We start from the raw sequence: 23,126 nt of genomic DNA, 5'->3' as shown, positions 1-23,126 counted from the left end.
ATACGCGACCATTTGCCGGTCACGATCAACAGGCGGCCGAGCGCCGGCTCACATGCACTTCCCATCTCCCGGGGCGCCGCTGCGCACGCAGCGGCCGCCTGCCTCCACCGACGCATCGCTCGCTGAAACACCCCGGTCGCTCGACGCGACGCAACTCGACGACTCGCCCGCCGTACGGCTGCTGACCGACACGCTGCATGCCGCCCGCGTGCGCGACGCGTCCGACATCCACGTCGAATCGTTCGAAGCAGGCTGGCGCATCCGCCTGCGCATCGACGGCGTCCTGCATGAACACGCGCGACCGCCCGCTCATCTGCGCGACGCGCTCGTGACGCGGATCAAGGTGCTCGCCCGCATGGACATCGCCGAGCGCCGGCTTCCGCAGGACGGCCGGCTGCGCATCGCGGTCGACGGCGGCATGCGAGGCGACTACCGGGTCAGCTCGCTGCCCACGCTGTTCGGCGAGAAGCTCGTGTTGCGCCGCCTCGAAACGTTGCCGCCCGATCTCACGCTCGCGCGCCTCGGCTTCGACGCGCGGCAGGTCGCGGCGATGGAAGCCGCGATACGTGCGCCGCACGGCCTCGTGCTCGTCACCGGGCCGACCGGCAGCGGCAAAACGCTGTCGCTCTACTGCGCGCTGCAGATGCTCGACCGCGATGCACACAACGTATGCACGGTCGAGGATCCGGCCGAGATCCAGCTCGACGGCATCAACCAGGTCGGTGTCGCCGAAAAGGCCGGGCTCACGTTTGCCACCGCGCTACGCGCGCTGCTGCGGCAGGACCCGGACGTCATCATGGTCGGCGAAATTCGCGATGCGGAGACGGCCGACGTCGCGATCAAGGCCGCGCAAACCGGGCACCTCGTGCTGTCGACGCTGCACACGAACGACGCGCCGACAGCCGTCGCGCGACTGCTCGACATCGGCGTCGCGCCGTACAACCTGGCAGCCGCGTTGCGCCTCGTCACCGCGCAACGCCTCGTTCGGCGTCTGTGCGCCACCTGCCGCGTGCGTTCGGACGCATCGGTACGCGCGCTACGCGACGCAGGCTGCGATCCGGCGACGCTGGAATCCGGATGGCGCCCGTTCGTCGCGCGCGGCTGTTCCGCCTGTCACGGCATCGGTTATCGAGGCCGGATCGGCCTGCATCAGACGATGCCGGTTTCACCGGAGATGGCGGAACGCATCGTCGCGCGCGCAAGCGTGGGCGCGCTCGCGCAATGCGCGGCAGCCGAGGGCGTACGCAGTCTGCGTGACGCGGCACTCGCGCACGTTCGCGACGGCACGACAAGCGTCGCGGAAGCGCTGGCCGCGACGCCTGACGCGTGATCGCAATGCATATGCCGCCGCACGAGACGCGTTTCGCGTGGCGTGGCCGTCGTCGCGACGGCACGCCATGCCGCGGGACCGTCATCGCCTTCGATGCAGCAGCCGCGCGTGCAGCGCTCGCGCGCGACGGCATCGCGGTGCTGTCGCTCGACGTCCGCGGCACAGCCCGGCCACCGGCAGCCGGCGCGCGGGAGGTCACGCGCTTCACGCGTCAGCTCGCCAGCCTGCTGCAAGCCGGACTGCCGCTCGCACCGTCGCTCGAGATGCTCGCCCGCACCCGTACGCGCGACGGGCTGCCGCGCATCGCCGCCGGCCTCGCACGCGAGATCGTCGGCGGCCAACGCTTCGCCGCCGCGCTTGCACGCTATCCGTCCCAGTTCGGCACGCTGTATCGCCAGTTGATCGAGGTGGGCGAAGCATCGGGCGCGCTCGGCACCGTGCTGACCCGCGTCGCGGAGCACCGCGAACGCGCCGACGCGCAATGGCGCAAGCTGCGCGCCGCACTCGCCTACCCGGTCGCCGTCATCGTGTTTGCGCTCGCGATCTCGGCCGCGCTGATGGTGTGGGTCGTGCCGACGTTCCGGCACATCTTCGACGGCTTCGGCGCGGCGTTGCCGGCGCCGACCCGCGCCCTGCTCGCCCTCTCGTCCGCGACATCGGCCTGGGGTGGTATGTTCGTCGCCGGCGCAGCCATCGCGGGACTCGCCGCGCACCACGCGCTGCGGCGCTCGCCACCGCTGCGCTACACGGTCGCACAACACGTGCTGAATGCGCCGCTCGTCGGCAGCGCGCTCACGCGGTTCGCGACCGCGCGCTGGTGCCGCTCGCTTGCCACGCTGCTCGGTGCGGGCGTCCCGCTCGCCGATGCATTCGCCACGCTCGAACGCACCGCCGGCCATCCGGTGTTCGAGCAGGCCACCGCGCAGATCGCGACGCGCGTGCTGCGCGGCGCGCGTCTCGCCGACGCAATGCACGCGGCGGGCTGCTTTCCGGACGACGTCGTGCAGCCGATCGCCGTCGCCGAGGAAACCGGCGCGCTCGACACGATGCTCGCCGACATCGCCGCGCTTTGCGAGCGTCAGCTCGACGCGCGCCTCGATGCGCTCGCCGCGCTCGGCGAGCCGCTGATCGTGATCGTGCTGGGCGCGCTCGTCGGCGGCCTCGTGATCGCGATGTATCTGCCCATCCTTCAGCTTGGCAACGTGGTGTAGCATCGCAACCGATTCTGTCGCCTTTCAAGCCCGAACCCGAGCCCCATGACGCCCGCGCCCCTGACCACCGTTTTCGACTCGCCCGACAGCACGTTGCTCGCGCTGGCGATGCTGCCGCCCGCGGTGCAGTATGTATTCGCCGTCGTGCTCGGCCTGTGCGTCGGCAGCTTCGTGAACGTCGTCGTGCACCGGATCCCCGTGATGATGCAGCGCGCCTGGCAGGCCGAAATCGCCGAAGCGACCGGCAGCGCGAGCACGCCGCCGGACGACGGCTATCCGCCACACTATGATCTGTGGCGCCCGCGCAGCGCCTGTCCGCATTGCGGTCACGTGCTGCGCGCGTGGGAGAACATCCCGCTTGTCAGCTACCTGCTGTTGCGCGGGCGCTGCCGTCAGTGCGGCCATCCGATCGGTGTGCGCTATCCGCTCGTCGAGCTTGCCGGTGCGCTGCTCGCCGCCGGGTCGCTCGCCGCGTTCGGCCCCACCGTCGCCGCACTCGCCGCGTTCGGACTGTGTGCCGCGCTGCTGGCGATGAGCGCGATCGATATCCGGACCGGCTACCTGCCCGATTCGATGACGCTGCCGCTGCTGTGGGCCGGGCTCGCACTGAATCTCGGCGGCACGTTCACGTCGCTGCGTTCGGCCGTGGTCGGCGCGATGGCCGGCTACCTGTTCCTGTGGTCGGTCTACTGGCTGTTCAAATGGCTGCGCGGCATCGAGGGCATCGGCTTCGGCGACTTGAAGCTGCTCGCCGCGCTTGGCGCATGGATGGGCTGGACCGCACTGCCGCAGGTCGTGCTGTTCGCCGCGGTGACGGGTGCGCTCGTCGGGCTCGTCGCGACCTGGCGCGGGCGCATGCGCTTCGAGGAGCCGATTCCGTTCGGCCCGTTCCTCGCGGCAGGCGGCGTCGCCACGCTGTTTTTCGGTACCCCTTTCTATTCGGCGCTCGGCGGCTGACATGGCGCACCGCCGGCGTCCGCTTTGTTCGCTGCGTCGCGGGGAGGCGCTTCGCTTCCTTGTGGCGGCCCGGCGGAGGCTCACATGTTTGCAATAGGACTCACCGGCGGCATCGGCAGCGGCAAGACGACCGTCGCCGACATGTTCGCCGCACGCGGTGCATCGCTCGTCGATACCGACCTGATCGCGCACCGAATCACCGCACCGGCCGGTCTCGCGATGCCGGCGATCGAACACGCATTCGGACCGGACTTCGTCGCGGCCGACGGCTCGCTCGATCGCGCGAAGATGCGCGCACTCATTTTCAGCGACGACGACGCGCGCCGGCGCCTCGAAGCGATCACGCATCCGCTGATCCGCGCCGAGACCGATCGCGAAGCCCGCGAAGCGCAGGGCCCTTACGTGATCTTCGTCGTGCCGCTGCTCGTGGAGTCAGGCAATTGGAAGGCGCGCAGCGATCGTGTGCTGGTGGTCGACTGTCCTGTCGAAACGCAGATCGCACGTGTGATGCGGCGCAATGATTTCACGCGCGAACAGGTCGAAGCGATCATCGCAAGACAGGCCACGCGCGAAGCGCGTCTCGCCGCGGCCGACGACGTGATCGTCAACGACGCGACGACACCCGATGCACTCGCCGCGCAGGTCGATGCATTGCACCAACGCTATCTCGGATTCGCGGCCGCCGCGCACTGACCGCCGCGCGTGATCGTGATGGTGTACGAAATTGGTGCGTTGCTAGGGTAGAGAGTGAGCATTAGAATGTCCTGCATTGTTTCAATCCCTACCCAAGAGGCGAGCGCGCTTGATTCTTTACGAGTATCCGTTCAACGAGCGAATTCGCACGCTGTTGCGCCTCGAAGACCTGTTCGAGCGCTTCACGTTCTTTTTGGCTCAGGAGGACCCGCGTGAACATCACGTCGCGCTGACGACGCTGTTCGAAATCGCCGAGGTCACGGGCCGCGCGGACCTGAAATCGGATCTGATGAAGGAGCTCGAACGTCAACGCCAGACGCTCGCCCCCTTTCGCGGCAATCCGGGCATCGAACAGAATGCACTCGAGTCCGTGCTCGGTGAAATCGAGCAGACGCTCGCCAATCTTGCGCAGATGCAGGGCAAGACCGGGCAGCATCTGGTCGACAACGAGTGGCTCGCCAGCATCCGCAGCCGCGCGGTGATTCCCGGCGGCACGTGCAAGTTCGACCTGCCGTCGTACTACGCGTGGCAGCAATGGCCCGCGGAACAGCGGCGCCAGGACATCGCGAAATGGATCCTGCCGCTGCTGCCGCTGCGCGATGCCGCGGCGATCGTGCTGCGGCTCGCGCGCGAATCGGGCCAGGCATCGAAGGTGATGGCGATGCAGGGCAGCTACCAGCAGATGCTGTCAGGGCGCTCTTATCAGCTGATGCAGGTGCGCGTGCCGCCGGAGCTTCGCGTCATTCCCGAAGCGAGCGCCAACAAATACATGCTGTGGGTACGGTTCACCATGCAGGACGGCGACGTGCGGCCGCGCGCGGTGGACATCGACGTGCCGTTCCATCTGACACTGTGCAATCTGTAACGGCCGTGTGCCGGTTCGACGCTTTCGTATGACTACCGTTGTGAAATGTCCTTCGTGCGGCGCGGAAGTGCGCTGGACGCCTGAAAACAAGTTCCGTCCCTTCTGTTCGGCCCGCTGCAAACAGCTCGACCTCGGCGCATGGGCCGCAGAAAAGTACCGCATCGGCGGGTCCTCCGACGAGGGACCGTCGTCGGAGGAAGACGGCACCGACGCCCGCCGCGACAGCTGAGCGGCGCGCGGCAGCGCCCGTGGGCGGATATGGCCCGCCTTTCAGGCGAACCGTCACGGCGTCATTGTGACGCCGCTTCCTTCTCGAGCAGTTCCAGCACTGGCAGCGCCGCCGGCAACAGCGGCGCGACCTCGACCGGCAGTGGCTGCCACACGAACGCCTGCCCTTCCTTGCTGTGCGGCTCGCCCGTCCAGCCCGTCACCTTGCAGAAATAGAGCCGCACGTACGCATGCGGATAATCGTGCTCGAGCGTATGCCAGCGGTGGCTGGCCGTGACCTCGATGCCGAGTTCCTCGTGCAATTCGCGCGCCAGCGCGTCCTCGACGCTCTCCCCGGCCTCCAGCTTGCCGCCCGGAAACTCCCAGTAGCCTTCGTACGGCTTGCCCTGCAGCCGCTGCGCGAGCAGGTAGCGGCAGCGGCCGACCGGCCCGTCCGGCTGCACCATCACGCCGACCGCGACTTCCGTCACCTTGCGGCCGTCGGGCGCGCGCACGGCGCTCGTTGTGGAATCCGTGCTCATGCCTGCTCCTTGCGGCCCGACCAGTCGCGCGCGAACTGCCATGCGACGCGCCCCGAGCGCGAACCGCGCTCGAGCGCCCAGACGAGTGCGTCGCCGCGTGCCGTCTCGATCTCGGCGTCCGCACAGCCGAAATGGCGCAGCCAGTGCGCGACGATGTCGAGGTAGTCGTCCTGCTTGAACGGGTAGAAGCTGACCCACAAGCCGAAGCGCTCCGACAGCGAGATCTTTTCCTCGACGACTTCACCGGGGTGGATCTCGCCGTCCGGCAGATGCTTGTAGGACTCGTTGTCGCTCATGTACTCGGGCAGCAGATGGCGGCGGTTCGACGTCGCGTAGATCAGCACGTTGTCGGACTGCGCGGCGATCGAGCCGTCGAGCGCGACCTTCAACGCCTTGTAGCCCGATTCGCCTTCCTCGAACGACAGGTCGTCGCAGAACACGATGAACCGCTCAGGACGCTGCGCGATCAGCTCGACGATATCGCCGAGATCGTGCAGGTCGTCCTTGTCGACTTCGATCAGGCGCAGCCCGTCCTTCGCATGCGCGTTCAGGCACGCCTTGATCAGCGACGACTTGCCGGTGCCGCGGGCACCGGTCAGCAGCACGTTGTTCGCCGGCTTGCACTGCACGAACTGTCGCGTGTTCTGCTCGATCAGCCCTTTCTGACGATCGATGTTGTGCAGGTCGTCGAGCGTGATCGTCGACGCGGCCGGCACCGGCTGCAGATAGCCGCGCCCCTGGCGCTTGCGCCAGCGAAACGCAGTGGCGGCATTCCAGTCGACGGCCGCCGGTGCGGGCGGCAGCATCCCCTCGAGGCGGCCGAGCAGCGCTTCCGCGCGCGTCAGAAACTGTTCGAGCTTGTCCATGTCGTTCGAGCGCTCCCGATCAGGAGCGGTAATCCGCGTTGATGCTCACGTAATCGTGCGACAGGTCACACGTCCAGACGGTTGCCTGCGCGTCGCCGCGGCCGAGCAGCACGCGGATCGTGATTTCGCTCTGCTTCATCACGCGCTGGCCGTCCTCTTCCTGGTAGGCCGGGTTGCGGCCGCCGGCCTTCGCGACGAGCACGTCGTCGAGATAGAGATCGATCTTGCCGACGTCGAGATCCGTGACGCCCGCATAGCCGATCGCCGCGAGGATCCGGCCCAGGTTGGGGTCCGATGCATAGAAAGCCGTCTTCACGAGCGGCGAATGCCCGATCGCATACGCGATCTGGCGGCATTCGGCGACGCTCTTGCCGCCTTCGACCTGCACCGTCATGAATTTCGTCGCGCCTTCGCCGTCGCGCACGATCAGCTGCGACAGCACCTGGGCGACCTGCGTGACCGCGTCGCGCAGCGCCGCATAGGCCGGCGAGTCCGTCGACGTGATCGCGGGCAACGTGCTCTGGCCCGACGCGATCAGGATGAACGAGTCGTTCGTCGACGTGTCGCCGTCGATCGTGATGCAGTTGAACGAGCGGTCGGCCACTTCCTTCACGAGCGTGTCGAGCACCGGCTGCGCGACATTCGCATCGAACGCGAGGAAGCCGAGCATCGTCGCCATGTTCGGCTTGATCATGCCCGCGCCCTTGCTGATGCCCGTGAGCGTGACCGTGTGGCCGTCGATCGTCACCTGGCGCGACGTGGCCTTCGGCAGCGTGTCGGTCGTCATGATCGCCTGCGCGGCGTCGTACCAGTTCGCGGCCTTGCGGTTCGCGAGCGCGGCCGGCAGCCCGGCCGTCAGGCGGTCGATCGGCAGCGGCTCGAGAATCACGCCGGTCGAGAACGGCAGCACCTGCTCGGCGTCGATGCCCGCGAGGCGTGCGAGTGCCGAGCAGGTTTCACGCGCGTTCACGAGGCCCGGCTCACCGGTGCCCGCATTCGCGTTGCCCGTGTTCACGACGAGCGCGCGAATGCCCGCGCCGCCGGCACGCACCTTCGCCAGGTGCTCGCGGCACACCGTCACCGGTGCGGCGCAGAAGCGGTTCTCGGTGAATACGCCGGCGACCGTCGCCCCTTCGTCGACGGAAATGACCAGCACGTCCTTGCGATTCGGCTTGCGGATGTTCGCTTCCGCCCAGCCGAGCGTGACGCCGGCGACGGGATGGAGTTGGGCGGGATCGATCGACGGAAAATTGACAGCCATGGGGCACACCTGCCGGATGGAAAATGCCGGCACGCGCCGGCATCGATTGGAAGAACCGGCGGCCGCACGAGCGGGCCGCCGCAACTCACATCACTGACTCGAAGCTGCGAACGAAGCGGCACGCGGACGCGCGCCGCCGCCGATCATGACAGCTTCCCGTGACATTGCTTGTACTTCTTGCCGCTGCCGCACGGGCACGGGTCGTTGCGGCCGACCTTCGGCATCTCGCCGCCGGGACCGCTGTGGGTCATTGCGCTGCCGACCATGTCGGCCGTCGCCGTCGCTGCGGCCGCGGCCGTGACGTTCGCGACCGGCGCGCCGGATTCCGCGTAGTCGGCGTGCTGGTACTCGACGTTCTCGAGATGACCGCCGCGCTCCTCGATCTGCTCGGCGGCTTCCTCGAGTTGTTCCGGCGACTGGATCTGCACGTTCATCACGATGCGCGTGACTTCCTGCTTGATCGCCTCGAGCATCGCGGCGAACAGCTCGAACGCTTCGCGCTTGTATTCCTGCTTCGGGTTCTTCTGCGCATAGCCGCGCAGGTGGATGCCCTGGCGCAGGTGGTCGAGCGCCGCGAGGTGCTCGCGCCACAGGCGGTCGACCGTCTGCAGCATCACCGAACGCTCGAACGCGCTGAACGATTCGCGGCCGACCAGAGCGACCTTCGCCTCGTACTGCTCGTCCGCGGCGGTCGTCACGGCGTCGAGAATCTCCTCGGCCGTGATCGACGACGACTCGTTCACCATTTCCTGGATCGCGAGGTCGAGCTGCCAGTCGTTACGCAGCGCTTCCTCGAGCTCGGGCACGTCCCACTGCTCCTCGATGCTGCCTTCCGGCACGAACTGGCGGACGACTTCGGCGATCACGCCGTGACGCATCGCCGAGATCGTCTCGGTGATGTCGTGGGCTTCGAGCAGTTCGTTGCGCTGCTGGTAGATCACCTTGCGCTGGTCGTTCGACACGTCGTCGTATTCGAGCAGCTGCTTGCGGATGTCGAAGTTGCGCGCTTCGACCTTGCGCTGCGCGGATTCGATCGAACGCGTGACGATGCCGGCCTCGATCGCCTCGCCTTCCGGCATCTTCAGGCGATCCATGATCGAGCGCACGCGGTCGCCCGCGAAGATGCGCAGCAGCGGATCGTCGAGCGACAGGTAGAAGCGCGACGAGCCCGGGTCGCCCTGGCGGCCCGCACGGCCGCGCAGCTGGTTGTCGATCCGGCGCGATTCGTGGCGCTCGGTGCCGATGATGTGCAGGCCGCCCGCGGCCTTCACCTGCTCGTGCAGCGTTTCCCACTCGTCATGCAGCTGCTTGATGCGGCGCGCTTTTTCATCGGCGGGAATCGCGTCGTCGGCTTCGATGAACGCGGCCTGCTTCTCGGCGTTGCCGCCAAGCACGATGTCGGTACCGCGACCGGCCATGTTGGTCGCGATCGTGATGCGGTTCGGACGGCCGGCTTCCGCGACGATCGCCGCTTCACGCTCGTGCTGCTTCGCGTTGAGCACCTCGTGCGGCAGCCCGGCCTGCTTCAGCAGGTGCGACAGCAGTTCCGAGTTCTCGATCGACGTCGTGCCGACCAGCACCGGCTGGCCGCGCTCGTAGCACTCGCGGATGTCGCGGATCACCGCGTCGTAGCGCTCCTTGGCCGTCTTGTAGATCTGGTCCTGCTTGTCGATCCGCTTCGGCGGACGGTTGGTCGGGATCACGACCGTCTCGAGGCCATAGATCTCGTTGAATTCGTACGCTTCGGTGTCGGCCGTACCCGTCATGCCCGCCAGCTTCGCGTACATCCGGAAGTAGTTCTGGAACGTGATCGAGGCGAGCGTCTGGTTCTCGCTCTGGATCTTCACGTGCTCCTTCGCCTCGACCGCCTGGTGCAGGCCGTCCGACCAGCGGCGGCCCGCCATCAGGCGGCCCGTGAATTCGTCGACGATCACGACTTCGCCGTTCTGCACGACGTAGTGCTGGTCCTTGTAGAACAGCGTGTGTGCGCGCAGCGCCGCATACACGTGGTGCATCAGCGTGATGTTCTGCGGCGCGTACAGGCTCTCGCCCTCGCCGATCAGGCCCCACTCGGCGAGCAGCCGCTCGGCCTTCTCGTGGCCCGACTCCGTCAGGAACACCTGGCGCGACTTCTCGTCGAGCGTATAGTCGCCCGGCTTCTCGACGCCCGTGCCGTCGGCCTTCTCCTCGCCGATCTGGCGCTCGAGCAGCGGCGGCAGCGCGTTCATCCGCACGTACAGTTCGGTGTGATCTTCCGCCTGGCCCGAGATGATCAGCGGCGTACGCGCCTCGTCGATCAGGATCGAGTCCACTTCGTCGACGACCGCGAAGTTCAGGGCCCGCTGCACGCGCGCGTCGGTCTCGTAGACCATGTTGTCGCGCAGGTAGTCGAAGCCGAACTCGTTGTTCGTGCCGTAGGTGATGTCGGACGCGTAGGCCTGCTGCTTCTGGTCGTGCTCCATGCCGGACAGGTTGATGCCGACCGACAGACCGAGGAAGTTGTAGAGGCGCGCCATCCATTCGGCGTCGCGCTGCGCGAGGTAGTCGTTGACCGTCACGACGTGTACGCCGCGGCCGGCCAGCGCATTCAGGTAGACGGGCAGCGTCGCGACGAGCGTCTTGCCCTCGCCGGTGCGCATTTCCGCGATCTTGCCGTAGTGGAGCACCATGCCGCCGATCAACTGCACGTCGAAGTGGCGCATCTTCAGCACGCGACGGCTCGCCTCCCGGCAGACCGCGAACGCCTCGGGCAACAGCTTGTCGAGCGACTCGCCGCCTGCGATCCGCTGGCGGAACTCATCCGTCTTGCCGCGCAACTGGTCGTCCGTCAGCTTCTCGATCTGCGTTTCGAGCGCATTGATCGTCGCGACGGTCTTTTGGTATTGCTTGACGAGCCGCTGGTTGCGGCTGCCAAAAATTTTCTGGAGAAAACCGGTTGTCATCGGATCGGATCCTGCGTCGCAGCACCGGCGCCCGGCGCGTGTTGCGCGCCCCGACGCCCGAGCCTCGGCGGCTTAGCGAATTAGTGGAATCAAACGAGGAATTTTAGCACGCGAGAAAGCATGCGCCCGTGTCCCGGCCGGACTCGCGCCGTGCCCCGGGACCGCGCCGGCAACCGGGCGTGCGGCCCGAAAGCCGCCCGTGCGCGTGCCGGCGCGGGTACAATCGGCGTCAACGTCCGCGCACGTGCGCGCCCGAAGAATGCCTCGATGAACCGATTTTCCAAGCGTTTCGGCCCGCTCCCCGCGTATCGCCCGCAACCCGTGTCCGAAGTGCTCAACCGCACCGACGCGTTCGCGGCGCTGCGCGCCGGCGTCGAACAGGTCGCGTCGCTGCAGCGCGACCTCGCCGCGCTCCTGCCCGACTATCTTGCGAATCATGTCGAACCGGGTTCCATCAAGGACGGCACCCTGACCCTCTTTGCCGCGCACAATGCGCTCGCTGCCCGGCTGCGGCAGGTCGAGCCGCGCCTGCTTGCCGATCTCCAGAAGCGCGGCTGGCCAGTCTCGGCGCTGCGCGTGCGCGTGCGGCCGAAGGACGCGCCGGAACCGCCACACGTGAAGCAGGCGCGCATGACGACCGTCGGCGCCACCGCGCTGCGCGAGCTCGCCGATCACCTCGAGCCGTCGCCGCTGCAGGCCGCGCTCGCGCGGATGGCCGCGCGGCACGGCGCGAAATCGTCGCGCTGAACGCGCGCCGCCGACCGCGGCCGCCCAACAAAAAAGCGACCCGAAGGTCGCTTTTTTATCGCGGGTGCCGAACGCCGATCAGGCGAAGGCCGTCTGCGTGTCGAACGCGAAACCGCTCGGTGCGGCTTGCGGATCGTCGAACGTGACGATCTCGTACGCATCCTCGTGCGCGAGCAGCTCGCGCAGCAGCGCGTTGTTCAGCCCGTGACCCGACTTGTACGCGGTGTACGACGCCAGCAGCGGATGGCCGACCACGTACAGGTCGCCGATTGCGTCGAGCATCTTGTGCTTCACGAACTCGTCGTCGTAGCGCAGTCCGTCGTTGTTCAGGATCCGGTATTCGTCGAGCACGATCGCGTTGTCCATGCTGCCGCCGCGTGCGAGACCCAGCTCGCGCATCATTTCGACTTCGTGGGCAAAACCGAACGTACGCGCCCGCGCGATCTCGCGCACGTACGACGTGTTCGCGAAGTCGACCTCGAGTTCCTGGCCCGTCTTGTCGACGGCCGGGTGACGGAAGTCGATCGTGAACTTCAGCTTGAAGCCGAAATACGGATCGAGACGCGCGAACTTGTCGCCGTCGCGGATTTCGACCGGCTTCTTCACCTTGATGAAGCGCTTCGGCGCGTTCTGCTCCTCGATGCCCGCGGACTGGATCAGGAACACGAAGGACGCGGCGCTGCCGTCCATGATCGGGATTTCCTCGGCCGTCACGTCGACATAGAGGTTGTCGATGCCGAGACCGGCACACGCCGACATCAGATGCTCGACGGTCGATACGCGCGCGCCATCCTTCTGCAGCACCGACGCGAGCCGCGTATCGCCGATCGACATCGCGGATGCCGGAATGTCGACGGGCGTGGGCAGGTCGACGCGCGAGAAAACGATCCCCGTGCCCGGCGCGGCCGGGCGGAGCGTCAGTTCGACCTTACGGCCCGAGTGGAGACCGATGCCCACGGTCTTCACGATCGATTTGATGGTGCGCTGCTTCAGCATGATGTTCTTCATCTTGATTGAGAATATCAATCAGGAGTTATATTCGATAGGTGAGATTATAGCGTAATTCCCTATTCAACGCTGTTTGAAACTGCGTATCAATCTGTTTCGGCTGTTTACCCGCGCCGATACGGGACGGGCCGATGCCCGGAACGGAGGCGTTTCCGGTCATCGGCCCGTGTTACAACTGCCCTGAAGCCGGTGAGCAGCGTTGCCGGCAGGCAACGGCGCACCGCACGATCAGGACGTCAACGTCGCGAGCACACTCGCCGCATCGCTCACTTCGAACTTGCCCGGCGCTTCGACGGCCAGCGTCTTGACCACACCGTCGTCGACCACCATCGCGTAGCGCAGGGAACGGATTCCCATGCCACGCGCGGACAAATCCTGCGTCAGCCCCAGCGCATGAGTGAAAGCAGCGCTGCCGTCCGCCATCATGCGCACCTTGCCCGCGGTGTGCAGATCACGTCCCCATGCGCCCATCACGAATGCGTCGTTGACGGACACGCACCAGAGCTCGTCGATGCCCGCCGCGCGCAGTTGCTCGGCGTGTTCGACGTAGCCCGGCACATGCTGCGCCGAGCAGGTCGGCGTGAACGCGCCCGGCAATCCGAAGATCACCACCCGCTTTCCCGCAACCTGGTCGCGCACGCTGTAGGCGTTAGGCCCCAGCGTGCACCCTTCGCGCGCATCGTCGATGAACTCGAACAATTGCGCGTCGGGCAGCGCGTCGCCCACTTGAATCATGGCTGGTCCCTCATAGCGATACGGTTTTTCAGCGTGTTGCGGACAGCACGGCCCATCCCGCCCCGCTTGTGCGGAGAGGGCACGTTTCCCGGCCCGGCGTCGCATCCGACGCGGCCTGTCGTGGTCCGTAGCATCCGTCACGCCGGCGATACCGCGGCAGTGCCGCCGCGGCTTCGCCTGTGTTTGCGTCAGTCAGCCTGCTTGCGCAGGAAAGCCGGGATGTCGTACGTGTCGACACCCTTCTCCTGCAGCGCCTGCACGTGCGATGCCGCGGTTTCGCGCGAGTTGCGCCACACCGCCGGCGTATCGAGCGCGCCGTAGTCGGCCGTGCTGACGTGTTGCGGCTGCGCATAGCCGTGCGAGACCGCGCTGACCGGCTGGTTGTCGGTACCCGTGCGCAGCAGCGTCATCGGAGCCGATTGCTGCTTCTTCGCCGCACGGCCCAGACCCGTCGCCACGACCGTCACGCGCAGTGCATCGCCCATTGCGTCGTCGTACACCGCACCGAAGATCACCGTGGCATCTTCCGCCGCGTAGCTCTTGATCGTGTTCATCACTTCGCGCGTTTCCGACAGGCGCAGCGAACGGCTCGACGTGATGTTGACCAGCACGCCGCGCGCGCCCGACAGATCGACGCCTTCGAGCAGCGGGCTCGCCACGGCCTGTTCCGCCGCGAGGCGTGCGCGATCGACGCCGGCGACCGTCGCCGTGCCCATCATCGCCTTGCCCTGCTCGCCCATCACCGTCTTCACGTCTTCGAAGTCGACGTTCACGAGGCCATCGACATTGATGATTTCAGCAATGCCTGCGACCGCGTTGTTCAACACGTCGTCCGCGCACTGGAAGCACTTGTCCATCTCGGCGTCATCGCCCATCACGTCGAACAGCTTGTCGTTCAGGACGACGATCAGCGAGTCGACGTGATCCTCCAGTTGCTGCGAGCCTGCTTCCGCGACGCGCATACGCTTGCCGCCTTCGAATTCGAACGGCTTGCTGACGACACCAACCGTCAGGATGCCCATCTCCTTCGCGATCTGCGCGACCACCGGCGCCGCGCCCGTACCCGTGCCGCCACCCATGCCGGCCGTGATGAACACCATGTGCGCGCCACGCAGTGCGTCGGCGATGCGCTCACGCGCCTCTTCCGCCGCCGCCTTGCCCATTTCCGGCTTCGCGCCGGCGCCAAGGCCCGTGTTGCCGAGCTGAATCACGGACGGTGCGCGCGCACGCGACAGCGCCTGTGCGTCGGTGTTCATCACGATGAAGTCGACGCCCTGCACGCCACGGTTGATCATGTGCTGAACGGCATTGCCGCCAGCGCCGCCAACGCCGACCACCTTGATGATGGTGCCGTTGGTTTCGGTTTCCAGCATTTCGAATTCCATTGTTGCCTCCGTCAAGAAAATAAACCTACTCGGCCGTTATTCGGCAGGAGATCGGGCAACCCCCTGTCGCGCGCCAGCCGCCGGCACCAGCGCGAATTTCGATTCGTCAGAAGTTGCTCAGGAACCATTCCTTCATCCGCGAGAAGATCTGCCCCGCGTTGCCGGACTGCACGGCGACCTTGCGGCCGCGCATGCGCTGAGCGCTGCCTTCGACGAGCAGGCCCATCGCCGTCGAGTAGCGCGGATTGCGCACCACGTCGGCGAGGCCGCCCGCGTATTCCGGCGCGCCGATGCGCACCGGTTTCAGGAAAATGTCTTCGCCGAGCTCGACCATGCCCGGCATCATCGAAGCCCCGCCGGTAATGACCACGCCGGAGCTCAGCAGTTCTTCGTAACCCGACTCGCGCACGACCTGCTGCACGAGCGAGAACAGTTCCTCGACGCGCGGCTCGATCACGGCGGCAAGCGCCTGGCGCGACAGCGTGCGCGGGCCGCGTTCGCCGAGGCCCGGCACTTCGACCATCTCGTCCGGATCGGCGAGCGCCTGCTTCGCGATCCCGTAGCCGACCTTGATGTCTTCCGCGTCCGGCGTCGGCGTGCGCAGCGCCATCGCGATGTCACTCGTGATCTGGTCGCCGGCGATCGGAATCACCGCGGTGTGGCGGATCGCGCCTTCGGCGAAGATCGCGATGTCGGTCGTGCCGCCGCCGACGTCGACCAGCACCACGCCGAGATCCTTCTCGTCTTCCGTCAGCACGGCCAGCGACGACGCGAGCGGCTGCAGGATCAGGTCGTTCACTTCCAGCCCGCAGCGGCGCACGCACTTGACGATGTTCTGCGCGGCACTGACCGCGCCCGTCACGATGTGCACCTTCACCTCGAGGCGGATGCCGCTCATCCCGATCGGCTCGCGCACGTCTTCCTGGCCGTCGATGATGAATTCCTGCGTGAGGATGTGCAGCACCTGCTGGTCGGTCGGGATGTTGATCGCCTTCGCGGTCTCGATCACGCGCGCGACGTCGGTCTGCGTGACTTCCTTGTCCTTGATCGCGACCATCCCGCTCGAGTTGAAGCTGCGGATGTGGCTGCCGGCAATCCCCGTGAACACGTTGGTGATCTTGCAGTCGGCCATCAGCTCGGCTTCCTCGAGCGCGCGCTGGATCGACTGCACGGTGGCCTCGATGTTGACCACCACGCCCTTCTTCAGACCCTTCGATTCACTCTGGCCGAGGCCGATCACCTCGTAATGGCCCTCGCCCTTCAGCTCGGCGACGATGGCCACCACCTTCGACGTGCCGATGTCGAGGGAAACCAGCAGATCCTTGTAGTCTTTGCTCATAAAGTGCTCTTGCGTGTGATCTCTCGTTACTTCTTGCGCTTGTCGGTATCGGTCAGGAACCGCATGCCTGCCGCACGAATCGCGAATCCGTTCGGATAACGCAGGTCCGCGTACTCGATGTCGTTGCCCCAACGCTCCGTGACGGCCGGCCACGCGGCGACGAGGCGCTGGCTCCGGTCATGCAGGGTCTCGCTGGTACGCTCCTTGCCCAGTTCGACCTGCATGCCGTTCGACAGCTTCACCGTCCACGCGTAGCGCGCCGACAGCGTCACTTCTTCAGGCGCCGCCTTCAGCGGCGCAAACCAGTTCGCGAAGTCGCGATATCGCGTGACGACTTCCTTCGCACTGCCCTCCGGGCCGTCGAACGCGGGCAGCTCCTGATCCAGTTCGCCCTGGTTCGCGGTGAACAGCTCGCCGTCGACGCTCACGAGCTGCGCGCTGCCCCAGGTCCCGAGCGGTTTGTACTCCTCGAGCGTGACAGCCAGCGCATTCGGCCAGACCCGGCGCACGCTCGCGTGGCGCACCCACGGCATCTGCTCGAACGCGGCACGCGCCGTGTCGAGATCGACCGTGAAGAAATTGCCCTTCAGCCGGCCGACCACGCCCGCACGCACCGTCGGCGTGTTGATGTGCTCGGTGTCGCCGTCGATCCGGATCTCGCGCAACGCGAATGTCGGACGCTGGATCAGCCAGTAGCAGCCGGCCGCCGCCAACACGAGCAGCAGCAGCGCGTACAGCGCGCTGGCGGCAAGGTTGAGTTGGCGAACGTTGTTCCACATACGTCGTTCCGTTCCTGCGTCAGTCGTTGAGCGTAAGCGACAGCACCTTCACGACCAGCTCCGAATAGCTGATGCCGATCGACCGCGCGGCCTTCGGCGGCAGCGAGTGGTCGGTCATCCCGGGGGCCGTGTTCACTTCCAGGAAATACGCGTTGCCGGCGCCGTCGAGCATGAAGTCGGCCCGGCCCCAGTCGGTGCAGCCGAGCACGTCGAACGCGCGGCGCGCGATGCGCTTCAGTTCCGCTTCCTGTTCGGCGGGCAGCCCGCACGGAATCAGGTACTGCGTATCGTCGGCGACATACTTCGCGTGGTAGTCGTAGAACTCGCCGGCCGGCACGATCTTGATCAGCGGCAGGTCGAGATCGCCGGCGATGCACGCGGTGTATTCGCCACCGCCTTCGATGCTCTTCTCGACGATCACGATCTTGTCGTGCGTCGCGGCTTCCGACAGTGCGGCGGGCAACGCGTCGGCCGTCTTCACCTTCAGCACCGCGACGCTCGAGCCTTCGCTCGCCGGCTTCACGAACAGCGGCAGGCCGAGCTTCGCGACGATGTCCGCCGCGCGCGCCGCATAATCGTCGTCGCGCATCACCGTCTCGAACGGCGGCGTCGGCACGCCCGTCTGCTGCCACACGAGCTTCGTGCGGAACTTGTCGAGGCCGAGCGCCGAGCCGAGCACGCCGCTGCCCGTGTAGCGGATTCCGTAGAAATCGAGCGCGCCCTGGATCTGGCCGTTCTCGCCGTAGCCGCCGTGCAGCGCGTTGAACGCGCGCACGAAGCCTTCGTCCTTCAGCGCCGACAGCGGCCGCTCGGCCGGGTCGAACGGATGCGCGTCGACGCCCGCGTCGCGCAGGCCCTGCAGCACGAGACGGCCCGAGGTGAGCGACACCTCGCGCTCGGCGGATTCGCCGCCGAACAACACCGCCACCTTGCCGAAACGTTTCGGATCGATCCCGCTCATGTCATGCCTTCTGTTGTGTGTGTTGCACGAGCTTCGCCGGCACGCCGCCGATCGAGCCCGCGCCCATCGTGATCACCACGTCGCCGTTCAGCGCGACCTTGGCCAGTGCGTCCGGCACGTCGTCGACCGTCGCGACGAACACCGGGTCAACCTTCCCCACCGCGCGCAGCGCACGCGACAGCGCGTCGCCGTTGGCCGTCGCGATCGCCGCCTCGCCCGCGGCATAGACTTCCGTCAGCACCAGCGCGTCGACCGTCGACAGCACGTTGACGAAGTCGTCGAAGCAGTCGCGCGTGCGCGTGTAGCGATGCGGCTGGAACGCCAGTACGAGGCGGCGGCCCGGGAACGCACCGCGCGCGGCCGCGATCGTCGCGGCCATCTCGACCGGGTGGTGGCCGTAATCGTCGATCAGCGTGTACTGGCCGCCGTCCGCACTCGGCACCTCGCCGTAGCGCTGGAAGCGCCGGCCGACGCCGTTGAATTCCGCCAGCGCCAGCTGGATCGCGTCGTCCGCCACGCCGAGGTCGGTCGCGATCGCGATCGCCGCGAGTGCGTTCTGCACGTTGTGCAGGCCCGGCAGGTTCAGCACCACCGCGAGCGGCGCACGGCCTTCGCGGATCACCGTGAAGTGCATGCGGCCGTCGCGCGCGTCGATGTCTTCCGCGCGCACCTGCGCGTCCGGCGACAGCCCGTAGCGCACGACCGGCTTCGAGATGAACGGGATGATCTGCCGCACGTTCGGATCGTCGACGCACACCACCGCGCTGCCGTAGAACGGCAGGCGCTGCGTGAATTCGATGAACGCCTGCTTGAGCCGCGCGAAATCGTGGCCGTAGGTATCCATGTGGTCGGCATCGATGTTCGTGATGACTTCGATCACCGGATACAGGTTCAGGAACGACGCGTCCGACTCGTCGGCCTCGGCGACGATGAAATCGCCCGTGCCGAGCCGCGCGTTCGCGCCGGCGCTGATCAGCCGGCCGCCGATCACGAAGGTCGGATCGAGGCCGCCCGCCGCGAGCACGCTCGCGACGAGGCTCGTCGTCGTGGTCTTGCCGTGCGTGCCGGCAATCGCGATCCCCTGCTTCAGGCGCATCAGTTCCGCGAGCATCACCGCGCGCTGCACGATCGGCACGCGCTGGTGGCGTGCGGCCAGCACTTCGGGGTTGTCCGAGCGCACTGCCGTCGACACGACGACCGCGTTCGCGCCCTCGATGTTCGCCGCGTCATGGCCGATCGCGATCCGCGCGCCGAGCGCCTCGAGACGGTCGGTCACCGCGTTGCGCGACAGGTCGGAGCCGCTGACCTCGTAGCCGAGGTTGACGAGCACTTCGGCGATGCCGCTCATGCCCGCGCCGCCGATCCCGACGAAATGAATGTGTTTGACGATGTGTTTCATTGCAGTATTTCCAGGTTCGCGCCGGCCACTTTCGCGCAGACGCGCGCGACTTCATCGGTGGCCTCGGGCTTCGCCAGCGAGCGCGAACGCTCCGCCATGTCCGCGAGCGATGCCCGCGACTGGCCGCGCAGCCAGTCGGCAAGCAGTTCCGCCGACAGGTCGCGTTGTTGCACCAGCACCGCCGCGCCCGCATCGGCGAGGAACGCGGCGTTGGTTGTCTGGTGATCGTCGACCGCGTACGGGAACGGCACGAACAGCGCCGCCACGCCCACCGCCGCGATCTCCGACACCGTCATCGCGCCGGAGCGGCAGATCACGAGATCCGCGGCCGCGTACGCGGTCGCCATGTCGTCGATGAACGGCACGAGCCGTACTTCGTCGCCGCCCGAGAAACCGGCCGCTTCGTAATTCGCCTTCAGCGCGTCGATGTGCTTCGCGCCGGCCTGGTGCACGATGTGCGGGCGCTCGCCCGGCACGAGCAGCGCCAGCGCGCGCGGCACGACTTCGTTCAGCGCGGCGGCGCCGAGACTGCCGCCGACCACCAGCACGTTCAGCGGGCCGCTGCGCGATGCATAGCGTGCTTTGGGCGTTTCGGTGCGCGCAAGTTCCGCGCGAATCGGGTTGCCGGTCCATTCCGCGTGCGGCAGCGCGCCGGGGAACGCGACGAGCACGCGCTTCGCGAACTTCGCGAGCACCTTGTTCGCGAGACCGGCGATCGAATTCTGTTCGTGCAGCACGAGCGGACGGCCCGACAGCGCGGTCATCACGCCCGCCGGAAACGTGATGTAGCCGCCCATCCCGAGCACGACGTCCGGCCGCACGCGGCGCAGCGCGCCGAGGCTTTGCCAGCACGCGCGCAGCAGGTTGAACGGCAGCGTCAGCTTGGTCTTCAGGCCCTTGCCGCGCAGTCCGCCGAAGCGCACGTATTCCATCGGAATGCCGTGCTTCGGCACGAGCGTCGCTTCCATCCCGGCCGGATTGCCGAGCCATACGACGCGCCAGCCCGCCGCTTCCATCCGGTGCGCGACCGCGAGCCCCGGGAACACGTGGCCCCCGGTGCCGCCTGCCATCACCATCAGCGTGCGTCGCGGCGCGGTCATACCTTCCCTCCGCGCATCAATACGCGATTTTCATAGTCGACCCGCAGCAGTACGGCGAGCGCGACGCAATTCAGCAGGATGCCCGAACCGCCGTAGCTCACGAGCGGCAGCGTCAGACCCTTGGTCGGCAGCAGGCCGAGGTTCACGCCCATGTTGATGAACGTCTGCGCGCCGAACCAGATACCGATGCCCTTCGCCATCAGACCCGCGAACGTGCGGTCGAGCGCGAGTGCCTGGCGACCGATCTCGAACGCGCGGCGCACGATCCAGTAGAACAGCAGGATCACGACCAGCACGCCGACGAAGCCGAGTTCCTCGCCGATCACGGCGAGGATGAAGTCGGTATGCGCTTCGGGCAGGTAGTTCAGCTTCTCGACGCTGCCGCCGAGGCCGACGCCGAACCACTCACCGCGGCCGAACGCGATCAGCGAGTGCGTGAGCTGGTATGCCTTGCCCTGCGCATAGCGCTCGTCCCACGGATCGAGATACGCGAAGATCCGCTCGCGACGCCACGGCGACAGCCATACGAGCATCGTGAAGGTGCCGACCGCCGTCGCGACCAGGCCGCCGAACAGCTTGCCGTTCACGCCGCCGAGGAACAGCACGCCCATCGCGATCGCGGCGACCACCATGAACGCGCCCATGTCCGGCTCGAGCAGCAGCAACGCGCCGACGAGGCCGACCGCGAACGCCATCGGCAGGAAGCCCTTCGCGAAGCTCTGCATGTACTCCTGCTTGCGCACCGTGTAGTTCGCCGCGTAGATCGTCACCGCGAGCTTCATGATTTCCGATGGCTGCATGTTCGTGATGCCGAGCGGAATCCAGCGGCGCGCGCCGTTCACGCCCTTGCCGACGTGCGGGATCAGCACGATCACAAGGCCGACCAGCGCGATCAGGAAGAGATGCGGCGCGTATTTGTCCCAGGTCGACACGGGCACCCGGAACGCGATCACCGCCGCGATGAATGCGACGACGAGCGATACGCAGTGGCGCATCAGGAACGCGTAATCGTGATACGACGCGTATTTCGGCGAATCGGGCATCGCGATCGACGCCGAATACACCATCACGACACCGAGCCCGAGCAGCGCGATCGCCACCCACAGCAGCGAGTAGTCGAAGTCGAGCATCCGCGAGCGGCTCGGCCGCACGCCGTTGACGACGCTCGCGAGGCCGCCGGTCGCAGCACGCGTGGCCGACGCGACGCGGCCGCCGGCGGCGTTGCCGCCGGTGTCGCGCCGGTCGTTGAAACGGGAGACGAGGCGATCGGACCAGCTCATGACGTCGCTCCTTTGTCGATGGCGACTTCATCCACCGCCGCACGGAACACATCCGCGCGATGGGCGTAGTTCCTGAACATGTCGAGGCTCGCGCACGCGGGCGACAGCAGCACCGCATCGCCCGGCTCGGCGAGCTCGGCGGCGGCACGCACCGCGCCTTCGAGCGTCGCGTGGTCGGCGAGCGGCACGCCGGTTTCGGCGAGCGTGTCGCGAATCGCCGGCGCGTCGCGGCCGATCAGCATCACCGCACGGCACCAGCGCGCGACCGGCGCGACCAGCGGCGCGAAATCCTGACCCTTGCCGTCGCCGCCGGCGATCAGCACGATCTTCTGCGCGAGCCCGTCGAGCGCGGCCACCGTCGCGCCGACGTTCGTTCCCTTGCTGTCGTCGACGTAGTCCACGTCGTCGATTGTCGCGATCACTTCGACGCGATGCGCTTCGCCGCGGTATTCGCGCAGCGCGTGCAGCAGCGGCGCGGCCGGCAGGTCGATCGCACGCGCGAGCGCGAACGCGGCCAGCGCGTTTGCCGCGTTGTGCAGCCCACGAATGCGCAGCGCGTCGGCCGGCATCAGGCGCTTCTGCGCGATGTCGGGCGTATGCGCGCCGTCGCGCTTGCGCCGGCGGGTCGTCGTCTCGTCCGGTGCGTCACGGTCGACCGCTTCGACCAGCCACGCGATGCCGTTGTCGCGCGACAGCCCGTAGTCGCCGTCCTGCGCCGGTTCATTCAGGCCGAACGTGACCGCGCGCGCCGCATCGGCCGCGCCGGCGGCCGGCGCGAACTTCATCACGGCCGCATCGTCGCGGTTGAGCACGCGCGTGGTGGTCGCACCGAAGATCCGGCCCTTCGCCGCCGCATACGCGTCGAAGCTGCCGTGCCAGTCGAGGTGATCCTGCGTGATGTTGAGAATCGCCGCCGCGTCGGGCGCGAACGTGCGCGCCGTCTCGAGCTGGAAGCTCGACAGTTCGAGCACCCAGACGTCGGGCAGCGCCGTCTCGTCGATCGCGCCCGCGAGCCGGTCGAGCATCGCCGGGCTGATGTTGCCGGCGACGGCGACCTTCTTGCCCGAACGCTGGCACAGCAGGCCCGTGAGGCTCGTCGTCGTGGTCTTGCCGTTGGTACCGGTGATTGCGAGCACCTTCGGCTGATAGCCGCTCATGCCAAGCGCGCGCAGCGCCTGCGCGAAGAATTCCAGTTCGCCCCACACCGCAATCGCGCGCTCGTTCGCGGCCGCGATCAGCGCCGCCAGTGCCGGTTCGAGCGGCGACAGGCCGGGGCTCAGCCCGACGATCTCGACGCCGCCGTCGAGCAGCGCGGGCGTGAACGGCCCGCCGACGAACTCCGCATCGATGCCTTCGGCCTGCAGCGCGGCAAGGTTCGGCGGCGCCTCGCGGGTATCGGCAATACGCAGCCGGCACCCGTGCCTCGCGCACCATCGCGCGATCGCGAGACCCGATTCACCGAGCCCCAGTACGAGCACCATCGGCCGCTGCCGATCTCCAAACATCTCGCCAGACATCC

The 23,126-nt window shown here is 67.2% G+C and carries 21 protein-coding genes; 7 read left to right on the top strand and 14 right to left on the bottom strand.

Translation table 11 applies throughout. The features are described from left to right. Positions 1 to 52: 52 nt before the first annotated feature. From DIE06_RS22300 to DIE06_RS22275, 6 genes are all read left to right on the top strand, one after another. Positions 53 to 1,330 (top strand): GspE/PulE family protein, encoded by a 1,278-nt coding sequence (locus DIE06_RS22300; RefSeq protein ID WP_124663203.1) that lies wholly within the window; start codon positions 53 to 55, stop codon positions 1,328 to 1,330. Positions 1,331 to 1,335: 5 nt separating this feature from the next. Beyond that, a complete protein-coding gene (locus DIE06_RS22295) occupies positions 1,336 to 2,541 on the top strand; it encodes a type II secretion system F family protein (RefSeq protein WP_124663202.1) in 1,206 nt (401 codons plus the stop codon). A gap of 45 nt (positions 2,542 to 2,586) precedes the next feature. After that, positions 2,587 to 3,498, top strand: a complete 912-nt coding sequence (locus DIE06_RS22290; RefSeq protein ID WP_124663201.1) for an A24 family peptidase — start codon at positions 2,587 to 2,589, stop codon at positions 3,496 to 3,498. Between the two features lie 84 nt (positions 3,499 to 3,582). Next, a complete protein-coding gene (gene coaE, locus DIE06_RS22285; RefSeq protein WP_124663200.1) occupies positions 3,583 to 4,191 on the top strand; it encodes a dephospho-CoA kinase in 609 nt (202 codons plus the stop codon). A 109-nt stretch (positions 4,192 to 4,300) separates the two neighbouring features. After that, entirely contained in the window at positions 4,301 to 5,056 is a 756-nt protein-coding gene (gene zapD, locus DIE06_RS22280) for a cell division protein ZapD (RefSeq protein ID WP_124663199.1), read from the top strand. 28 nt (positions 5,057 to 5,084) lie between these two features. After that, positions 5,085 to 5,285 carry a DNA gyrase inhibitor YacG gene (locus DIE06_RS22275; protein WP_124663198.1) on the top strand — a complete coding sequence of 67 codons (201 nt, stop codon included), beginning with the start codon at positions 5,085 to 5,087 and terminating at the stop codon, positions 5,283 to 5,285. A gap of 61 nt (positions 5,286 to 5,346) precedes the next feature. On the opposite strand, the gene DIE06_RS22270 is transcribed toward DIE06_RS22275, so the two are convergent. The 4 genes from DIE06_RS22270 to secA all read right to left on the bottom strand — a co-directional run bounded on the left by DIE06_RS22270 (position 5,347) and on the right by secA (position 10,874). After that, on the bottom strand, positions 5,347 to 5,805 hold the full coding sequence (locus DIE06_RS22270) for an NUDIX domain-containing protein (RefSeq protein WP_124663197.1): 459 nt from the start codon (positions 5,803 to 5,805) through the stop codon (positions 5,347 to 5,349). Then, positions 5,802 to 6,671: an ATP-binding protein gene (locus DIE06_RS22265; protein WP_124663196.1), complete on the bottom strand. Its 870-nt coding sequence runs from the start codon at positions 6,669 to 6,671 to the stop codon at positions 5,802 to 5,804. Before DIE06_RS22265 ends, DIE06_RS22270 begins: the two co-directional genes overlap by 4 nt. A 19-nt stretch (positions 6,672 to 6,690) precedes the next feature. Further along, positions 6,691 to 7,932, bottom strand: coding sequence for a bifunctional glutamate N-acetyltransferase/amino-acid acetyltransferase ArgJ (argJ, locus tag DIE06_RS22260; protein ID WP_124663195.1), 1,242 nt, complete (start codon positions 7,930 to 7,932; stop codon positions 6,691 to 6,693). Positions 7,933 to 8,075: 143 nt separating this feature from the next. Then, a complete protein-coding gene (secA, locus tag DIE06_RS22255) occupies positions 8,076 to 10,874 on the bottom strand; it encodes a preprotein translocase subunit SecA (RefSeq protein ID WP_124663194.1) in 2,799 nt (932 codons plus the stop codon). 267 nt (positions 10,875 to 11,141) lie between these two features. Here secA and DIE06_RS22250 point away from each other — a divergent pair, with 267 nt between their 5' ends. Further along, a complete protein-coding gene (locus DIE06_RS22250) occupies positions 11,142 to 11,621 on the top strand; it encodes a DUF721 domain-containing protein (protein WP_124610650.1) in 480 nt (159 codons plus the stop codon). A 78-nt stretch (positions 11,622 to 11,699) separates the two neighbouring features. Here DIE06_RS22250 and lpxC read toward each other — a convergent pair whose 3' ends face one another. The 10 genes from lpxC to murD all read right to left on the bottom strand — a co-directional run bounded on the left by lpxC (position 11,700) and on the right by murD (position 23,112). Further along, entirely contained in the window at positions 11,700 to 12,617 is a 918-nt protein-coding gene (gene lpxC, locus DIE06_RS22245; protein ID WP_059506998.1) for a UDP-3-O-acyl-N-acetylglucosamine deacetylase, read from the bottom strand. 240 nt (positions 12,618 to 12,857) lie between these two features. Then, positions 12,858 to 13,364, bottom strand: a complete 507-nt coding sequence (locus tag DIE06_RS22240) for a peroxiredoxin (protein ID WP_124663193.1) — start codon at positions 13,362 to 13,364, stop codon at positions 12,858 to 12,860. A 188-nt stretch (positions 13,365 to 13,552) separates the two neighbouring features. Continuing rightward, positions 13,553 to 14,749, bottom strand: a complete 1,197-nt coding sequence (ftsZ, locus tag DIE06_RS22235; RefSeq protein WP_011883181.1) for a cell division protein FtsZ — start codon at positions 14,747 to 14,749, stop codon at positions 13,553 to 13,555. A 106-nt stretch (positions 14,750 to 14,855) separates the two neighbouring features. Continuing rightward, positions 14,856 to 16,088: a cell division protein FtsA gene (gene ftsA, locus DIE06_RS22225; RefSeq protein WP_044844232.1), complete on the bottom strand. Its 1,233-nt coding sequence runs from the start codon at positions 16,086 to 16,088 to the stop codon at positions 14,856 to 14,858. Between the two features lie 26 nt (positions 16,089 to 16,114). After that, positions 16,115 to 16,867: a cell division protein FtsQ/DivIB gene (locus DIE06_RS22220; protein ID WP_124610652.1), complete on the bottom strand. Its 753-nt coding sequence runs from the start codon at positions 16,865 to 16,867 to the stop codon at positions 16,115 to 16,117. Positions 16,868 to 16,886: 19 nt separating this feature from the next. Next, positions 16,887 to 17,828 (bottom strand): D-alanine--D-alanine ligase, encoded by a 942-nt coding sequence (locus DIE06_RS22215; protein WP_124663192.1) that lies wholly within the window; start codon positions 17,826 to 17,828, stop codon positions 16,887 to 16,889. A 1-nt stretch (position 17,829) separates the two neighbouring features. Continuing rightward, entirely contained in the window at positions 17,830 to 19,227 is a 1,398-nt protein-coding gene (gene murC, locus DIE06_RS22210; RefSeq protein WP_124610653.1) for a UDP-N-acetylmuramate--L-alanine ligase, read from the bottom strand. Next, positions 19,224 to 20,327 carry an undecaprenyldiphospho-muramoylpentapeptide beta-N-acetylglucosaminyltransferase gene (murG, locus tag DIE06_RS22205; protein ID WP_124663191.1) on the bottom strand — a complete coding sequence of 368 codons (1,104 nt, stop codon included), beginning with the start codon at positions 20,325 to 20,327 and terminating at the stop codon, positions 19,224 to 19,226. Before murG ends, murC begins: the two co-directional genes overlap by 4 nt. Continuing rightward, positions 20,324 to 21,607 (bottom strand): putative lipid II flippase FtsW, encoded by a 1,284-nt coding sequence (gene ftsW, locus DIE06_RS22200; RefSeq protein WP_059465312.1) that lies wholly within the window; start codon positions 21,605 to 21,607, stop codon positions 20,324 to 20,326. Before ftsW ends, murG begins: the two co-directional genes overlap by 4 nt. Next, a complete protein-coding gene (gene murD / locus DIE06_RS22195; RefSeq protein WP_124663190.1) occupies positions 21,604 to 23,112 on the bottom strand; it encodes a UDP-N-acetylmuramoyl-L-alanine--D-glutamate ligase in 1,509 nt (502 codons plus the stop codon). Before murD ends, ftsW begins: the two co-directional genes overlap by 4 nt. Positions 23,113 to 23,126 lie beyond the last annotated feature (14 nt).

The sequence above is a fragment of the Burkholderia sp. Bp8998 genome (assembly GCF_003854235.1).
Classification (GTDB): Bacteria; Pseudomonadota; Gammaproteobacteria; order Burkholderiales; family Burkholderiaceae; genus Burkholderia.
The sequence above is the reverse complement of the archived record's forward strand: the minus strand, read 5'-3'. Positions and strand labels throughout refer to the sequence as shown.

What these genes read in the sequence shown, in the direction of transcription:
- DIE06_RS22300 (WP_124663203.1), top strand. Translation starts at nt 53, where the DNA reads ATGCACTTCCCATCTCCCGGGGCGCCGCTGCGCACGCAGCGGCCGCCT.
- DIE06_RS22295 (WP_124663202.1), top strand. Translation starts at nt 1,336, where the DNA reads ATGCATATGCCGCCGCACGAGACGCGTTTCGCGTGGCGTGGCCGTCGT.
- DIE06_RS22290 (WP_124663201.1), top strand. Translation starts at nt 2,587, where the DNA reads ATGACGCCCGCGCCCCTGACCACCGTTTTCGACTCGCCCGACAGCACG.
- coaE (WP_124663200.1), top strand. Translation starts at nt 3,583, where the DNA reads ATGTTTGCAATAGGACTCACCGGCGGCATCGGCAGCGGCAAGACGACC.
- DIE06_RS22275 (WP_124663198.1), top strand. Translation starts at nt 5,085, where the DNA reads ATGACTACCGTTGTGAAATGTCCTTCGTGCGGCGCGGAAGTGCGCTGG.
- DIE06_RS22270 (WP_124663197.1), bottom strand. Translation starts at nt 5,805, where the DNA reads ATGAGCACGGATTCCACAACGAGCGCCGTGCGCGCGCCCGACGGCCGC.
- DIE06_RS22265 (WP_124663196.1), bottom strand. Translation starts at nt 6,671, where the DNA reads ATGGACAAGCTCGAACAGTTTCTGACGCGCGCGGAAGCGCTGCTCGGC.
- argJ (WP_124663195.1), bottom strand. Translation starts at nt 7,932, where the DNA reads ATGGCTGTCAATTTTCCGTCGATCGATCCCGCCCAACTCCATCCCGTC.
- secA (WP_124663194.1), bottom strand. Translation starts at nt 10,874, where the DNA reads ATGACAACCGGTTTTCTCCAGAAAATTTTTGGCAGCCGCAACCAGCGG.
- DIE06_RS22250 (WP_124610650.1), top strand. Translation starts at nt 11,142, where the DNA reads ATGAACCGATTTTCCAAGCGTTTCGGCCCGCTCCCCGCGTATCGCCCG.
- lpxC (WP_059506998.1), bottom strand. Translation starts at nt 12,617, where the DNA reads ATGCTGAAGCAGCGCACCATCAAATCGATCGTGAAGACCGTGGGCATC.
- DIE06_RS22240 (WP_124663193.1), bottom strand. Translation starts at nt 13,364, where the DNA reads ATGATTCAAGTGGGCGACGCGCTGCCCGACGCGCAATTGTTCGAGTTC.
- ftsZ (WP_011883181.1), bottom strand. Translation starts at nt 14,749, where the DNA reads ATGGAATTCGAAATGCTGGAAACCGAAACCAACGGCACCATCATCAAG.
- ftsA (WP_044844232.1), bottom strand. Translation starts at nt 16,088, where the DNA reads ATGAGCAAAGACTACAAGGATCTGCTGGTTTCCCTCGACATCGGCACG.
- DIE06_RS22220 (WP_124610652.1), bottom strand. Translation starts at nt 16,867, where the DNA reads ATGTGGAACAACGTTCGCCAACTCAACCTTGCCGCCAGCGCGCTGTAC.
- DIE06_RS22215 (WP_124663192.1), bottom strand. Translation starts at nt 17,828, where the DNA reads ATGAGCGGGATCGATCCGAAACGTTTCGGCAAGGTGGCGGTGTTGTTC.
- murC (WP_124610653.1), bottom strand. Translation starts at nt 19,227, where the DNA reads ATGAAACACATCGTCAAACACATTCATTTCGTCGGGATCGGCGGCGCG.
- murG (WP_124663191.1), bottom strand. Translation starts at nt 20,327, where the DNA reads ATGACCGCGCCGCGACGCACGCTGATGGTGATGGCAGGCGGCACCGGG.
- ftsW (WP_059465312.1), bottom strand. Translation starts at nt 21,607, where the DNA reads ATGAGCTGGTCCGATCGCCTCGTCTCCCGTTTCAACGACCGGCGCGAC.
- murD (WP_124663190.1), bottom strand. Translation starts at nt 23,112, where the DNA reads ATGTTTGGAGATCGGCAGCGGCCGATGGTGCTCGTACTGGGGCTCGGT.